The 13,615-nt window shown below is 63.9% G+C and carries 15 protein-coding genes and 1 tRNA gene; 4 read left to right on the forward strand and 12 right to left on the reverse strand.

The window, feature by feature from the left end; translation table 11 throughout:
- Positions 1-42: 42 nt before the first annotated feature.
- From proB to rplU, 4 genes are all read right to left on the reverse strand, one after another.
- Complete coding sequence (gene proB / locus R8L07_04055) at positions 43-1,176, reverse strand: glutamate 5-kinase (GenBank protein MDW3204695.1); 1,134 nt, start codon at positions 1,174-1,176, stop codon at positions 43-45.
- 17 nt (positions 1,177-1,193) lie between these two features.
- Positions 1,194-2,270: a GTPase ObgE gene (obgE, locus tag R8L07_04060; GenBank protein MDW3204696.1), complete on the reverse strand. Its 1,077-nt coding sequence runs from the start codon at positions 2,268-2,270 to the stop codon at positions 1,194-1,196.
- A gap of 194 nt (positions 2,271-2,464) precedes the next feature.
- Positions 2,465-2,731 carry a 50S ribosomal protein L27 gene (gene rpmA, locus R8L07_04065; GenBank protein ID MDW3204697.1) on the reverse strand — a complete coding sequence of 89 codons (267 nt, stop codon included), beginning with the start codon at positions 2,729-2,731 and terminating at the stop codon, positions 2,465-2,467.
- 30 nt (positions 2,732-2,761) lie between these two features.
- Positions 2,762-3,244, reverse strand: coding sequence for a 50S ribosomal protein L21 (gene rplU / locus R8L07_04070; GenBank protein ID MDW3204698.1), 483 nt, complete (start codon positions 3,242-3,244; stop codon positions 2,762-2,764).
- A 348-nt stretch (positions 3,245-3,592) separates the two neighbouring features.
- Between rplU and R8L07_04075 the strand changes: the two genes are divergently transcribed.
- Positions 3,593-3,682 (forward strand) — tRNA-Ser (locus tag R8L07_04075).
- A 459-nt stretch (positions 3,683-4,141) separates the two neighbouring features.
- Positions 4,142-4,879, forward strand: coding sequence for a hypothetical protein (locus R8L07_04080; GenBank protein ID MDW3204699.1), 738 nt, complete (start codon positions 4,142-4,144; stop codon positions 4,877-4,879).
- A gap of 13 nt (positions 4,880-4,892) precedes the next feature.
- Here the strand turns inward: R8L07_04080 and R8L07_04085 are convergent, their stop codons facing one another.
- The 4 genes from R8L07_04085 to R8L07_04100 are packed head-to-tail and all read right to left on the reverse strand — an operon-like array spanning position 4,893 to position 6,026.
- Positions 4,893-5,030, reverse strand: a complete 138-nt coding sequence (locus R8L07_04085; GenBank protein MDW3204700.1) for a hypothetical protein — start codon at positions 5,028-5,030, stop codon at positions 4,893-4,895.
- Position 5,031: 1 nt separating this feature from the next.
- Positions 5,032-5,247, reverse strand: coding sequence for a hypothetical protein (locus R8L07_04090; protein ID MDW3204701.1), 216 nt, complete (start codon positions 5,245-5,247; stop codon positions 5,032-5,034).
- A 27-nt stretch (positions 5,248-5,274) separates the two neighbouring features.
- Entirely contained in the window at positions 5,275-5,706 is a 432-nt protein-coding gene (locus R8L07_04095) for an SRPBCC domain-containing protein (protein MDW3204702.1), read from the reverse strand.
- On the reverse strand, positions 5,703-6,026 hold the full coding sequence (locus R8L07_04100) for a metalloregulator ArsR/SmtB family transcription factor (protein ID MDW3204703.1): 324 nt from the start codon (positions 6,024-6,026) through the stop codon (positions 5,703-5,705). Before R8L07_04100 ends, R8L07_04095 begins: the two co-directional genes overlap by 4 nt.
- 147 nt (positions 6,027-6,173) lie before the next feature.
- Here R8L07_04100 and R8L07_04105 point away from each other — a divergent pair, with 147 nt between their 5' ends.
- Both R8L07_04105 and R8L07_04110 read left to right on the forward strand, forming a co-directional pair.
- Positions 6,174-6,647, forward strand: coding sequence for a group III truncated hemoglobin (locus tag R8L07_04105; GenBank protein MDW3204704.1), 474 nt, complete (start codon positions 6,174-6,176; stop codon positions 6,645-6,647).
- Between the two features lie 70 nt (positions 6,648-6,717).
- Positions 6,718-7,821 carry a histidinol-phosphate transaminase gene (locus R8L07_04110; protein ID MDW3204705.1) on the forward strand — a complete coding sequence of 368 codons (1,104 nt, stop codon included), beginning with the start codon at positions 6,718-6,720 and terminating at the stop codon, positions 7,819-7,821.
- Here the strand turns inward: R8L07_04110 and R8L07_04115 are convergent.
- From R8L07_04115 to R8L07_04130, 4 genes are read right to left on the reverse strand one after another with little or no spacing between them, the layout of a single operon-like run.
- Positions 7,814-9,196 carry an FAD-dependent oxidoreductase gene (locus R8L07_04115; protein ID MDW3204706.1) on the reverse strand — a complete coding sequence of 461 codons (1,383 nt, stop codon included), beginning with the start codon at positions 9,194-9,196 and terminating at the stop codon, positions 7,814-7,816. The genes R8L07_04110 and R8L07_04115 overlap by 8 nt on opposite strands.
- On the reverse strand, positions 9,193-9,804 hold the full coding sequence (locus R8L07_04120; protein ID MDW3204707.1) for a cysteine hydrolase: 612 nt from the start codon (positions 9,802-9,804) through the stop codon (positions 9,193-9,195). The genes R8L07_04115 and R8L07_04120 overlap by 4 nt, the downstream gene beginning before the upstream one ends.
- A complete protein-coding gene (locus R8L07_04125; GenBank protein MDW3204708.1) occupies positions 9,801-11,882 on the reverse strand; it encodes a hydantoinase/oxoprolinase family protein in 2,082 nt (693 codons plus the stop codon). The genes R8L07_04120 and R8L07_04125 overlap by 4 nt, the downstream gene beginning before the upstream one ends.
- Entirely contained in the window at positions 11,879-13,615 is a 1,737-nt protein-coding gene (locus tag R8L07_04130; GenBank protein ID MDW3204709.1) for a hydantoinase B/oxoprolinase family protein, read from the reverse strand. Before R8L07_04130 ends, R8L07_04125 begins: the two co-directional genes overlap by 4 nt.

Here is a 13,615-nt window from a genome sequence, read left to right on the forward strand (position 1 = left end):
TCAACTCCCTCGGCAAATCGGCGCCCAGCCTAGGCCCGTGCCTCATTTCTCTGCAACCGCAAACTCGGCGGGATCGATCGACATGTCGTCCCGATGAATCAACTCCGATCGCCCGTCATAGCCCAAAATCTCGCCGATCTCTGCGGATCGCTTGCCGATAATCCGGATTGCGTCCTCGGAGGAATAGGCGCTGAGACCCTTGCCGACGATCCGTCCGTCCGGCCCCTTGATCTGCAGCGCGTCGCCTCGCTCGAACGCGCCCGACACCGACCGGACCCCGGCTGGCAGCAGACTCTTGCCCCGCCCCAGCGCCGCCAGGGCGCCGGCGTCCACGGTGACTTCTCCCACGGGTTTAAGGGTGCCGGATATCCAGCGCTTGCGGGCGGTCACCGGCTGGTCGGACGGCACGAACCAGCTTGCCTTCGCCCCCTGTGCCAGCATGCTCAGCGCATGCGGCTCCCGTCCCAGCGCAATCGCCATGCGGCAGCCACCGGCCAGCGCAATCTTCGCGGCATCCAGCTTGGTGATCATCCCGCCGGTGGATACGCCCGGCACCGCGTCGCCCGCCATGGCTTCGATTTCCGGCGTTACCGCGCGAATCTCCGGGATGTGGCGGGCATCGGGATTCTTGCGCGGGTCGGCGGTATAGACGCCGTCGATATCCGACAGCAGAACCAGCAAATCCGCGCTTGCCATCGTCGCCACCCGGGCCGCCAGCCGGTCATTGTCGCCATAGCGGATTTCGCTGGTGGCAACCGTATCGTTCTCATTGATGACGGGCACGGCGCCGAGCTTGAGGAGCTGCAGAACGGTCGCGCGGGCGTTCAGGTGGCGGCGACGTTCCTCGGTATCCGACGGGGTCAGCAGGATCTGCGCGACGGTGATATCGTGCTGCGCCAAGGCCGTCTGATAGGCATGGGCCAGCCGAATCTGTCCGGTCGCGGCGGAAGCCTGCTTTTCCTCAAGTTTCAACGTGCCGTCGCCCAGCCCCAGAATGCGGCGTCCGACCGCAATCGAACCGGAGGAGACGATCAACACTTCCTGCCCCGCAGCCCGGAAGGCCGCGATGTCCTCCGCCAGGGCATCCAGCCAGGCCTGGCGGATCGTCCCGTCCGGATTGACCAGAAGGGCGGAACCGATCTTCACAACAATGCGGTTGGCGTCGGTCAGGCGCATGGACGCTGTCCCTTCCCTTACAGCGGCGACCAGGGCTTGGGTTCCTCGTCGACCGGGGGCTCCTTCTTCTCGGCCTCCGCCGCGCGGCGCTCCGCCTCGGCCTTCCGGAACGGTTCGATCACCCGCCACAGGGCGCGCAAGGCATCCACGACACCGGTACCCGCCGCGCCGGAAATGCCGAGGATCGGGGCATCGGTTTCCTGGCGCAGGGCGGCGATCTGTTCGGTCAGCAGTTCCGGGATCGACGCATCGGACTTGTTGATCGCCACGATCTCCGGCTTCTCATCCAGCCCGTTGCCATAGGCCGACAGTTCATGGCGGATCGTACGATAGGATTCGACGACATTGTCCTCGACCCCATCGATGAGATGCAGCAGCACCCGACAGCGCTCGATATGTCCCAGGAAGCGATCGCCGAGGCCGGAGCCTTCATGCGCGCCTTCGATCAATCCGGGAATGTCCGCCATGACGAATTCATACGAATCCACGCCGACCACACCCAGTTGCGGATGCAGGGTCGTGAAGGGATAGTCGCCGATCTTGGGTCGGGCGCGGCTGACCGCGTTCAGAAAGGTCGACTTGCCGGCATTGGGCAGGCCCACCAGTCCGGCATCGGCGATCAGTTTGAGGCGCAGCCAGACCCAGCGATCCTCACCCGGTTCCCCCGGATCGGCACGGCGCGGCGCCTGATTGGTGGAGGATTTGAACGTGGCATTGCCGCGTCCCCCCATGCCGCCACGCGCCAGGATCGCCGTCTGCCCGACTTCGGTCAGGTCGGCCAGAACCGTTTCCTTGTCCTCGGCCAGGATTTGGGTCCCGACCGGCAGTTTCAGGGTGATCGGCGGCGCGCTCTTGCCGGTCCGGTTCGCCCCCATGCCATGGGTTCCGGTCTTGGCCTTGAAGTGCTGCTGATAGCGATAGTCGATCAGCGTGTTCAGCCCGTCCACGGCCTCGGCCACGACATCGCCGCCCCGTCCGCCATCGCCGCCATCCGGCCCGCCGAATTCGACATATTTCTCGCGCCGGAAGGATACGCATCCCCCGCCGCCGTCGCCGGAGCGGACATAGACCTTGGCTTCATCCAGGAACTTCATGGCTTTAATCCATTCTTGCTACGGCACCGGCCCTCTCCCCCACCCGGCCACCCACATTGTAAGCTGCCGTTGGGTGGCCGGGTGGGGGAGAGGGCTGGCGCCGCGATACCATGCAGAAAATACGAAAAGGGGAACGGCCCGGCCGTTCCCCTTCTCATCACCCGATCGACGCGCTGTCGGGTCCGGGACCGGCCTTACTCGGCGGCCTCCGGCAGCGGTCGCACCGAAACGTAGGTGCGTTCGCGCGTCTTCTTGAACTCGACGTTACCGTTCACCAGCGCGAACAGCGTGTAGTCACGACCGACGCCGACATTGTCCCCGGCATGCCATTTGGTGCCGCGCTGACGGACCAGAATGTTGCCGGCCAGGACGTTTTCGCCGCCGAACTTTTTGACACCGAGGCGTTTGCCGATGGTATCGCGGCCGTTCCGGGAACTACCGCCTGCTTTCTTATGAGCCATGGTTCAAGCTCCTTCTGGCTAGCCCGCGCCTTACTCGGCGTCGGATTTCTTGGCCGCGGCCTTCTTGGCGGCGGTCTTCTTCGCGGTTTTCTTGGCAGCGGCCTTCTTCGGCGCGGCCTTCTTGGCTTCCTTTGCCTCTGCGGCGGCCGGGGCGGCTTCGGTCTTCGCCTTGGCCGGGGCCTTGGCTTTCTTCTTCGAGCCGTCCAGCGAGATGTCCACCACCTTCAGAACGGTCACCTGCTGACGGTGGCCCTTCTTGCGGCGGTAATTCTGGCGCCGCTTCTTCTTGTAGATGATGATCTTCTTGTTGCGGGTCTGCTCGACCACTTCAGCTTCGACAGCCGCGCCTTCCAGCAGCGGGGTGCCGGTCTTCGCGCCGTTCTCGTCGGAGACCATCAGGACTTCGTCCAGGATCACCGTCTCACCGGCTTCGGCGTCGAGCTTCTCGACACGGATCACATCGTCTTTGGCGACACGGTATTGCTTGCCGCCCGTCTTCACTACCGCGAACATGGGTCTCTTCCTTTATCTTCGCTTCACGCGTCCTGTGGTGCCGTCCCGGGGCCGCGCTGTTACGGCCGGGCGGACGGGCTTTCCTTCATGCGGCGGCCGGGAACCCTGATCCCCGCCGAACCTCGGACAGCGCAGTCACGCAAAATGTCCCACGACCCGTTTCCTGATGAAGCCGGGCTGCGAGACGCGCGGAATATACGGATCACCCCTCGCAAGTCAACGGCAAACTGGGATTTTTCACATCGCCCCCCGCCTGTCGCAAATCCGCCATGATTGGGACTTGGCAGCCCGCGGCCCATCGTGTAGACAGGCGCGCGTTTCGACCGGGGTATCCCCATGCCCTATCGCGGAGAGGTGCCGGAGTGGTCGAACGGGCCTGACTCGAAATCAGGTGTGCCTTCACGGGTACCGTGGGTTCGAATCCCACCCTCTCCGCCACTGCTTTTCCGGGCAGCCCTGGAAAGCCCACCCTGAAGCCAATGAAATCTATCCAACGGCGACCGTCATGATGTCGACGACCGCCGCAAGCCGATGGCGCGTTCGTGTCGGAATCACGCGGGTCAGGGTTGACGTTTTTCATTTAACCCCTATTTGTTCTCACTCACATTGCCAACTCAGCCCCGGGAGCGCTCAGTTCTCGGGATAACTGCGCGATATGTGGTCAGCCCGGTGCCTTACCGTTCCATGCCGGGTGGTTGATACGGAACGGGCGCGTGCCCGCAGGGCCGGAGGCTGAAGGATCGGCGCTCCGACAACCCGCGGCGGACAACACCCCCGAACAATCAGGACGGATTTCACGGGATCCCGCAGAGGCGGGTTCCCAACCGACACGATTTGTCTCGGCCCCGGCTTCCCTCGCTGTCCGGAGATCCGGGACAGGGGAAAGGAGCACGCATAATGAACACGGCACGTCTTCGTCTTCGCGGCAAGGTCAGCCGTCGGCACGGCGTCACGCCGGACGACACCCGCGGCGTCAAACTGGCGCTGCGCGATGTCGGATACTACCAGGAACCTGCCTTCGGGATTACGCCCTATCCCGATGAGCCCCTGTTTGAAGGCATTGCGAATTTCCAGAAGGACTTCGACCTTCAAAAAGACAGCCTGATGGCACCGGGCGGTGAAACCGAGCGCAAACTGAATGAGATCATTGATCTCCGGGAGCGTTCCACGCACACCGGTTCGTCATCCGGACCGTCCAGCCCGGCCCTGCCAACGGTCGGCTCACCCCCCGGCGCGAAGGACGGTGCCTCCCCGTCAAATCCATCCGGAGAGAACCGGCAACAGCATGCGGCGCTGCCGGCGGTCGTCCCTGTCATCGTCTACCACGTTGCCGTTTTCTTCGGGATGACGATCTCCGCCGCCTATGCCTGGTGGATATCCCTGTCACCGGAAGAAAAGGAAACCATAGAAGAACATATAAAGAACTATTCGAGGGACGATGGATCCCAGAGCCCCAGTGACGCCCAGTGCGACGAACTGTACGAGATGGACGGCAACACCTGCCGACAGATCAAAAAGAGGCGGGGCGAGGCAGCTGCCAGAAGGTGCTGGGCGACAGCTGCGGATCGATATGCTGCATGCCTGAAGGGCAGATCGCTGGACGAGCTTCCGCCGCTGGATGTGTGGAACAATTAGACCCATGGTTTCGTCACGGCGATTGCGCGCAGAGAGGATGGGTCTCTAGCCGGTCAACCCGGCCCTGCACACCGGCTTCCGGGCCATGACAGCGGCAGGCCAGGGCGGCGCGGATCGCCTCCGCACCCTTCTGGCCTGCCCCGATGCGCATTCTAGGACGCGGTCTCCCGGCGCCCCTTTCCTGTGTAAGGCAGGAAGAAGAGATAAAGGCCGGACAACAGCATCAGGATCAGTGGGACGAGGGCTGTCAGACCGATCCAAAGCGGGGGCTCCCCCTGTGTCATCATGGCGAGGTTGGCGATCACCGCCAGGGTGAAGACGATCGACAGCCAGCGGTGGATCTGGCGCACCCATTTGTTCCAGGTCATTGGCGAATTCCTTCCATCTCGTGCGGCTCAGGTTGGCGGTTGCGCCTCAAGGCGCGTGAGGAGAGCTTCCATGGCGTCGAGGAACCGCGGCCAGCCCGCCCGGGCACCGTGATAGAACCGAGCCTGGCCCTTGTCCCGTCCGAAGCCGGTCTGTTCCATCAGCAAGCGGGTGCCGGTCTCCGTCGCGCTCAGATACCATGTCACCGTGCTGTCCAGTTCACCGGAGGCCCAGGTGTAGGACAGAATGGTCGGCGGCTCGATTTCGAGGACCCGGCAGTCGACGGCGCCCCAGTCGAACCGGGCCGAGAAACGATGTCCGACTTCCGGCAGGAAATCGTTCTGGACCAGCCATTCCGCGATTAGATGGGGCTGGGTCAGGGCCCGCCAGACCTTTTCCGGGGGATGGGCGAAATCACGCTCCACGACAACGGTGCGCATCTCCGTGTCTTTATCCGTCACTGGTCCATCCTGTTCAGCAGCGCGTCGAGCGCATCAAGGCGCTGGTCCCAGAAGCCGCGCATCTGTTCCGTCCAGTCCGTCAGCGGGGCCAGTGCCTCCAACTGCGCGCTGTAGTGGGTCCGGCGACCGGACGGACGGTCGCGCACCAACCCGGCCTGCTTCAGCATGCCGAGATGCTTGGACACAGCTGGTTGCGAAATGCCGGCCCTTTCCGTCAGGGCGGACACCGTCATTTCACCGTCCCGACAAAGATCTTCAAAGATCGCTCGTCTGGTCGGATCCGACAGTGCGCGGAAGAGCATGTCATGGGGCTGGGTCATCTGAATTCATAACTCAACAGTTATTTAACAGATCAATAACCAATCCGTTATGTTTCGTCAATTCCCGCAATGCCAGACCGTGCGAACTTGATCTTCGGTGCGGACTCACTTAAATACGCATCTAAGATATTTATTTAAGAGAGGCCCATGGAAGCGCAGCATAAAGAGCCGGTCCCGAATGCCGGGAGCCGGGCCGGGATCGACGAGGCCCTGATCGAACGCGTTGTCCGTGCCTTCTATGATCGCATTCGCGCGGACGCCCTGCTGGGCCCCGTCTTCGAAGACCGGATCACAGACTGGGAACCGCACCTTCAGCGCATGTTCGCCTTCTGGTCATCGGTCACGCTGATGAGCGGCCGGTACAGCGGGCAGCCCATGGCAAAGCATGCCTTCCTGCCCGTGGATGCCCGACATTTCGACCGCTGGCTCCAACTGTTCGGCGAAACGGTGCGGGAGCTGTGCCCGCCTGCGGCGGCGGAGATCTTCGAAGACCGTGCCGGTCGCATCGCCGCCAGTCTCGAACTGGGCATCTCCATGCAGTGCGGAAAGATGCTGCGAAAGGGAGAACGACTCCGCCGCCCCGACGACGAGGTGCATCTGCCCTCGGCACAGATACCGTGACCGGATAGCGCTATCGCGCGGTCGCCGGTTCGGCATAGACTTCGGGGATACTGATCAGTCGAGAGTCCCGATGCCGCCCCGCCCAGTTGCCAGCATTGCCAGCCTTCCCATCCTTCCCATCGGCGACTCCGGCGCCGACGGCGTCTCCCGGATCGTCGGTCTGGCGAATAACGAGAACGCCGAACGCCCGTCGCCAGCGGTGCTTGCCGCCATCGCCGAAGGCGGCCGCCATGCAAACCGCTACCCCGATGTTGGGCAAACCGCATTGCGCGAAGCCATCGCCCGCCGGTACGGCGGCCTGAATCCGGACCGGATCGTCTGCGGCGTCGGGTCCAGCGACCTGATCGCACTGTTGGCTCAATGTTATTGCGGGACGGGGGATGAAACCCTGATCGGCCGCCAGGGCTATCTCTACTTTGCCATCGCGACCAGGGCGGCGGGCGGAACCCCGGCCCTGGCCGGATCGGATGTCATCGGAAACCGGCCCGGCTTCGACCCGGATGCCATTCTGGCCGCGGTCACACCAAGGACACGGATCGTGTTTCTGGACAATCCCAGCAACCCGCTCGGCACCATCGTTGATCGCAACGAGCTGCACGCCTTTCGGGCCGCGCTGCGCGAAGACATTCTTCTGGTGCTCGATGCGGCCTATGCGGACTATGTCATCGATCCCGATTTCGACGCCGGCGATTCCCTCGTCGATCAGGGTGACAACACCGTTGTACTGAGAACTTTTTCCAAAATTTACGGATTGGCCGGCTTGCGCGTCGGCTGGGCCCATGCCTCCGCCGGGATTGCGCAGACATTGCGGCGTATCATCCGTCCCGGCAGCATCGCCAGCCCGTCGCTGGCAGCGGCGGTGACGGCCGTCGGGGAGGCGGAACTGATCGCGGCACGGCGGCAACGCAATGCGGATATCCGGGATCGGTTCGCCGCCGAGCTGTCGGCCCTGCCCGGGGTATCCGTTCTGCCAAGTCACACAAATTTCGTCTTCACGACCTTTCACGAGACGGCCCGGCATCCAGCCGCGGCGGTCTGCGACATGGCAAAAGCTGAGGGCGTCCTTTTACGTCCCATGGGGCCCTACGGTCAGCCGAACAGCCTGCGCATCACCATCGGCACGGCGGAGGACATGGAGATCGCAACGCAAGTGTTGCGCGGAATTCTTACCTAGAACGGGCGGCGTGGCTGCCGGCCAGGTTCCCCAGGGTCACTGCCGTCAGAAGGCCGTTTCCGGACAGGTATCCGTCGACAAAGGGCCCCGAGACACCGCAGGCCGCCCCGCCCCCGGCATAGAGATTGCCGATCGGACGATCCGTGCCGCGTCGAAGAACACGGCCATTTGCATCGACCCGCAAGCCACCCTGGGTATGAAACAGTGCCCCGGTAACCTTCACCGCATAGAAGGGTGCTTCCAGCGGCGCCTGCAGCCCCATGCGACGACCGAAGCGATCCGGTCCGGGCTGGGCGGTTTCAGCCACGGATCGGCGAAGAGCCTCCACCGGGACGCCGATCGTTTCCGCCAGTCCGGCAATGTCATCGGCCTCCCGCACCGCGCCTTGCGCCAGGGCTGCACGGTAATCGTCAAAATCGAGGCCGAGTTGATGACGGCGCGCATCGTAAATGTTCCACGCGACACCGCCAGGTTGCGCCAGCACGGAAACCGCCTGTTCGGAATAGCCGGCATGCTCGTTGGAAAACCGGTGCCCGGCAGCATTCACCTGTATCCCGCCCTCCATCATCAGGGCCCAAGTGATCAGGATGCCATGTGGGGTCGCAACCGATCCGTGCCCCTGATAGGCGGACATGTGCTTGGCTTCACCGCCCAGGGTCAGCCCCCAGGTGACGGCGTCGCCCTGATTGCCGGGATGGCCGAAATAGTCGGCGCTGGACATCTCCGGGATGTGCTCCGCGACCATGTCCGGATTTCCACCGAAGCCGTTGCAGGCAAGGATCAGGGCCTCGCAGCCGATATCCTCCGCCGTGCCGTCCGGTCGGACAATCCGCACGCCGGTCACATGGCCGTCATCGCGAGCATACAGATCCGTGACGGTCGCCCCGGTCATAATGTCGATCTGTCGGGCAGTGGCCGCCGCGTGCAGCATGCCGATCAGGCTGCGCCCCGTCCGGTCCGGCGGGGCATGCATGCGCATGACCGAATGGCCCGGATAGAGAAACCCTTCGACCAGTTGAAGGTCGATCTCCGGCATACCGTTCAGCCAGTCGACGGTCCTACCCGATGCTTCGGTGACCGCCTTCAGGATGACCGGATCGGAGCGTCCCTTCGACTTGCCCTGGATGTCGCCTGCAAACCCTTCGGCACTATCCGTTACGCCGCGCGCCTTCTGGCGCACCGTTCCAGCGGCCGGAATCATGCCGGAGGACAGAGCCGTCGATCCCGAAGGCACCGCGTCCCGCTCCAGCACCAGGACCTCGCCGCCCGCCTCCACCGCACGGAGCGCCGCGACCAGTCCGCAGGCACCGGCTCCGACAATGACGATCGGTACGGTCACCGCGGGGTTCGCATCGCTCGCCAGGCGAATCGTCACCGGCCTGCCCCGATCTCTGCCAGGGCCTCGGCACAGGTCATCTGACGTCCAACGCTGCGCAGGCCCGCCAGGTTGTCGGCGTGGACCTCCCGGGAAAAGGCAGCGCAACCGTCGCTGAGGATCGTCACGTGAAAGTCCCGGACATGTGCATCGCGCGCCGTCGAGGCGACTCCGCCATTGGTCACGATCCCGGCAATCATCAGGTGTTCGATCCCCGCACGCTTCAGAACCCATTCGAGTCGCGACATGTAAAAGGCTGAATAGGCGACCTTTTCGACCGACAGATCGGCCGGCTTCAGTTCATCGACCAGATCCTGGCCGAAACTGCCCGGCGCGAAATCTCCCTTCTCCAGAAACGGGCGCAATCTCTTCAGATGGGGGGAGATGAAGGGCTCGCCTCCCTTTCCGGGTACCAGGGTGAACTGTGTGGACACGATCCAGCCACCCGCAGCGCGCATGGCTTCGGTCAAGGGACGCAGCCGTTCCGGCAGCGCCGCGATATCCTTCGCTCCGACGCCGGCCCGGGCGTAGGCTCCTTCAGGATGGATGAAGTCGTTCTGCAGATCGACCAGCAGCAGGGCCGTCCGCGTCCAGTCGGAACCCGTCACGCCGTCCCTTCCTTTCTTTCGATGATCAGATTTCCGTAATCGTCGACCCGCCCGCGCAGATCCGGTTCCACGAAGATCGTCGTATCCGCCTGTTCCAGAACCGCCGGTCCCTCGACCTGTGCCCCGACCGGCAGGGCCAGTCGGTCATACACCGTCGCCTCGTGCCAGGCGCCGTCCGCCCAGATCTGGCGCGTGCCGGTCCTCGCCGCCTCCATCGTGAGACCGGCCGCCGGGGCCAGAATGGAGAGATCGAATTTGGGCCGAAGCCCGATGCAGGCGACCCGAAGATTCATGACACGGATCGGAATGCCATCCAGAAGCCGGCCGAAAGCCGATTTGTAAGCCGCCTCGAAAGCCTTTCGGATCAGCGACGCGCTGATACCAGCCCTGCCATTCTCCACAGTGACGGGCAGCGGCACGGCAACAGTATGGGTCTGCCCAAGATACAGCATGTCCAGTTCCACCTGACAGGTGCGCCCCTCGAACCCGACACCGGCCCGGTCGAGAAGCGCATCGCTATCCTCTGCGATCCCGACGATCCGGCGATCCAGCGCCGCGACGTCAAGCTCATCCAACATCGCGTTCAAGGTTTCGACCCGGTCGTGCCGCATGTCGGCGATCACACACCCCAGGGCGCTGGTCACGCCGGGATAGCGCGGCACCAGCGCACGGGCGAGGCCGATCTCCTTGATCAGCGCACCGGTATGCAGCGCACCGCCGCCGCCGAACGGCATGGCGACGAAGTTCTTCGGATCATGGCCCCGCTCAACGGATACCAGCCGGATCGCGCCGGCCATCCGCGCATTGGCAACGCGGATGATGGCCTCCGCCGCCGCCATCACATCGATGCCCAAAGGTTCGGCAATGTGCTTGCGGATCGCTTCCTTCGCGGCATCGAGGTCCAGCCGGTCCAGCTTGCCGCCGATCGGACTTGCGGCGTCGATCCGGCCCAGCACCGTATTGGCATCGGTCACGGTCGGTCGGTCATTCCCCAGACCGTAACAGACAGGCCCCGGATCCGATCCGGCGCTTTCCGGGCCGACCTGCAGGATGCCGCCCCGGTCAACATGGGCGATGGACCCGCCACCGGCCCCGATTGTCGTGATCTCGATCATCGGCGTCCGCACGACCATGCCGAAATCGATCTCCGTCTGGGCGGCCAGGGCGCTTTGTCCCTCGGCCACCAGGGACACATCGAAACTGGTGCCCCCCATGTCACAGGTGATGATGTTCGGATAGCCCGCCTTTTCGGCGATATAGGCCCCGGCGATAACCCCCGCGGCCGGTCCCGACAGGGCCGTTCGAACCGGAAGGCGGCGCGCCGTGTCGACCGACATGACGCCGCCGTTGGACTGAACGATCAATACTTCGCCGGCAAACCCGCCGTCACGCAGCCCTGCCTCCAGCTTCTGGAGGTAAGACCCCACGGGTGGTTGGAGATAGGCGTTCAGCGATGCCGTCGATCCGCGCTCGAACTCTCTTATCTCCGGCAGGATGTCGGAAGCCACGCTGATATGATCGTTCGGCCAGACCGACTTCAACGCCGCCAGCGCCGCCTGCTCATTGGCCGGATTGGCATAGGCGTTGATGAAGAACAGGCAGACGGATTCCGCGCCGCGGGCCAACAGCGTCTGCGCGGCACGCTGCACGGCGTCGACATCGACCGGCGTATGGACCGTGCCGTCCGCCAGCACCCGCTCCGGCACTTCCAGCCGCAGATCCCGCGGCACGACCGGATCGAAGGTTCCCCACAGCCCCCAGGTCTTGGGCCGGTCGCGGCGTCTCATCTCCAGGACATCGCGAAAGCCCTCGGTCGTGATCACGCCGGTGCGCGCGCCCTTGCGTTCCAGCAGGGCGTTGGTGCCGACCGTCGTCCCATGAACAATGGTTGCGATCGCTGCCAGATTATCGACGCGCTGTCCGATCCCCTCACGAATTCCGATCGACTGATCGCCCCGCGTCGAGGGCACCTTGGCAACGGTGCAGGAGCCATCCGCCTCATTCAGAAAGAACAGATCGGTGAAGGTTCCCCCGACATCGACACCAACGACGGTCCGGTTCGCACCTGTCCCGGTCATCGGCCGCTCTCCGCTCTCAGGGCTTCCGTCGCCGCAGCATCGTATTCCCCATCGGCGCTGACCACGCAGGCATAGTCCCGCCGGGCTGCGTCGGGCGAGAGATAGCCGAGCCGGACATCACGTGCGATCGCTTCGGCAGGCCGCTGTCGCGGATTGCCGTAGCCGCCGCCGCCGGGCGTCTCCAGGCGGACCCGTCGACCCCGGGACAGTTTCATACCAAGCATCTTCGACGTCATCGGCGGCTCTCGCCATCCGTCACCGTCCTGATAGGCGAACCGGTTGGCAGCCGCGGCGCCACCGCCGACAACCCCCGGCGGGCGATAACGCCCCCTTTCACCGAACAGAAAGGCATCGGCTTTCTCTTCCAGCAATTCGATTTCATAGACCGCGCCGCAGCCTCCCCGGGTTTCTCCCGCCCCGCCGCTGTCAGGGCGCAACGCCCATTCCGTAAACCGCACCGGATAGGCGGATTCGAGGATTTCCAGTGGCGGGATCGTCGCCGTCGAGATCGGCGCGTTGCCATGGTTCAGGCCGTCCCCTTCCGGATGACCGCCATGCCCGCCACCAAAGAAGGAGAACATGACCCAACGCCGCCCGTCCTTACGGTGGCCCGCCAGGGATAGCGCATTAATCGTTCCGTAGGCACAGCCGTTCACCCGCTCCGGCGCTGCAGCCGCCAAGGCGACGAAGACCGTATCTATGACCCGCAGGATTGTTTCCGTATAACCACCGACGGGCTTTGGCGCCTGAACCGACAGCAGACAATCCTCCGGAATGGTAAAATCGATGGGCTCCAGCACGCCGGCATTCGCCGGCACGTCCTGAAAGACATGCTTCAGGGCGACATAGCAGGACGCGATCGCCGTCGACCGCGCGATATTGACCGGTCCGGCACAAGCCCCGGAGGTTCCGGAGAAATCCAGATGCATCCGGCCCCCCGACACTTCGATCGCCAGGGCGATCTTCAGCGGGACATCGTCAATACCGTCATTGTCCAGAAAATCCTCGGCCTCGTAGCGGCCATCCGGCAGGGAGGCGATCAGGTCGCGCATCAGGGTTGCCGCCCGCGTCTTCAGTTCCTCCAGCGCATCGGCAACCGTCTGCGCACCGTACTCGTCGAGCAGAAGCGCGAGACGCCGCTCACCCAGTTCCAGCGCATTGATCTGACCATTCAGGTCACCGTAGAGAGAACCGGGCAGTCGGGAATTGGCCTGCAGGATCGCGACGATGTCCGGACGGTAGCTTCCGGCGTCATACAGCTTGACCGGCGGAATCAACATGCCTTCCTGAAAGCATTCGGTCGCCGCCGGGTTGTAGTTACCGGGCACGGCCCCGCCAACATCGTGCCAGTGTCCGACAGACGCCAGCCAGCAGAACAGGTTTCCGTCATGAAAGAACGGGCGCACCAGCTTGAAGTCCGACAGATGCGTGCCGCCGTCATAGGGGTCATTGAAAATCCAGACATCACCTGGCTGGGGCCCGCCCTGTGCCGTAGCCCGATCGATCACCGCCTTTACCGCGAAGGCCATCGCGCCGACAAAAACCGGCAGCCCGGACTTCCCCTGAACCAGGGTTTCGCCGGTTTCCGCATGATAGAGACCATGGCTGGCGTCATGCGCCTCTGCAATGATCGGGTTGAAGGCACTGCGGAACAGGGTCGCATCCATCTCGTCCGCGATCTGCTCCAGCCGGCCGCGCAACACGGCCAGGGTTACCGGGTCCAAAGCGGACAT

Source organism: Alphaproteobacteria bacterium (assembly GCA_033344895.1).
Lineage (GTDB): Bacteria > Pseudomonadota > Alphaproteobacteria > UBA8366 > Aestuariispiraceae > Pacificispira.

What these genes read in the sequence shown, in the direction of transcription:
- proB (MDW3204695.1), bottom strand. Translation starts at nt 1,176, where the DNA reads ATGCGCCTGACCGACGCCAACCGCATTGTTGTGAAGATCGGTTCCGCC.
- obgE (MDW3204696.1), bottom strand. Translation starts at nt 2,270, where the DNA reads ATGAAGTTCCTGGATGAAGCCAAGGTCTATGTCCGCTCCGGCGACGGC.
- rpmA (MDW3204697.1), bottom strand. Translation starts at nt 2,731, where the DNA reads ATGGCTCATAAGAAAGCAGGCGGTAGTTCCCGGAACGGCCGCGATACC.
- rplU (MDW3204698.1), bottom strand. Translation starts at nt 3,244, where the DNA reads ATGTTCGCGGTAGTGAAGACGGGCGGCAAGCAATACCGTGTCGCCAAA.
- R8L07_04080 (MDW3204699.1), top strand. Translation starts at nt 4,142, where the DNA reads ATGAACACGGCACGTCTTCGTCTTCGCGGCAAGGTCAGCCGTCGGCAC.
- R8L07_04085 (MDW3204700.1), bottom strand. Translation starts at nt 5,030, where the DNA reads ATGCGCATCGGGGCAGGCCAGAAGGGTGCGGAGGCGATCCGCGCCGCC.
- R8L07_04090 (MDW3204701.1), bottom strand. Translation starts at nt 5,247, where the DNA reads ATGACCTGGAACAAATGGGTGCGCCAGATCCACCGCTGGCTGTCGATC.
- R8L07_04100 (MDW3204703.1), bottom strand. Translation starts at nt 6,026, where the DNA reads ATGACCCAGCCCCATGACATGCTCTTCCGCGCACTGTCGGATCCGACC.
- R8L07_04105 (MDW3204704.1), top strand. Translation starts at nt 6,174, where the DNA reads ATGGAAGCGCAGCATAAAGAGCCGGTCCCGAATGCCGGGAGCCGGGCC.
- R8L07_04110 (MDW3204705.1), top strand. Translation starts at nt 6,718, where the DNA reads ATGCCGCCCCGCCCAGTTGCCAGCATTGCCAGCCTTCCCATCCTTCCC.
- R8L07_04125 (MDW3204708.1), bottom strand. Translation starts at nt 11,882, where the DNA reads ATGACCGGGACAGGTGCGAACCGGACCGTCGTTGGTGTCGATGTCGGG.
- R8L07_04130 (MDW3204709.1), bottom strand. Translation starts at nt 13,615, where the DNA reads ATGTCCGCTTTGGACCCGGTAACCCTGGCCGTGTTGCGCGGCCGGCTG.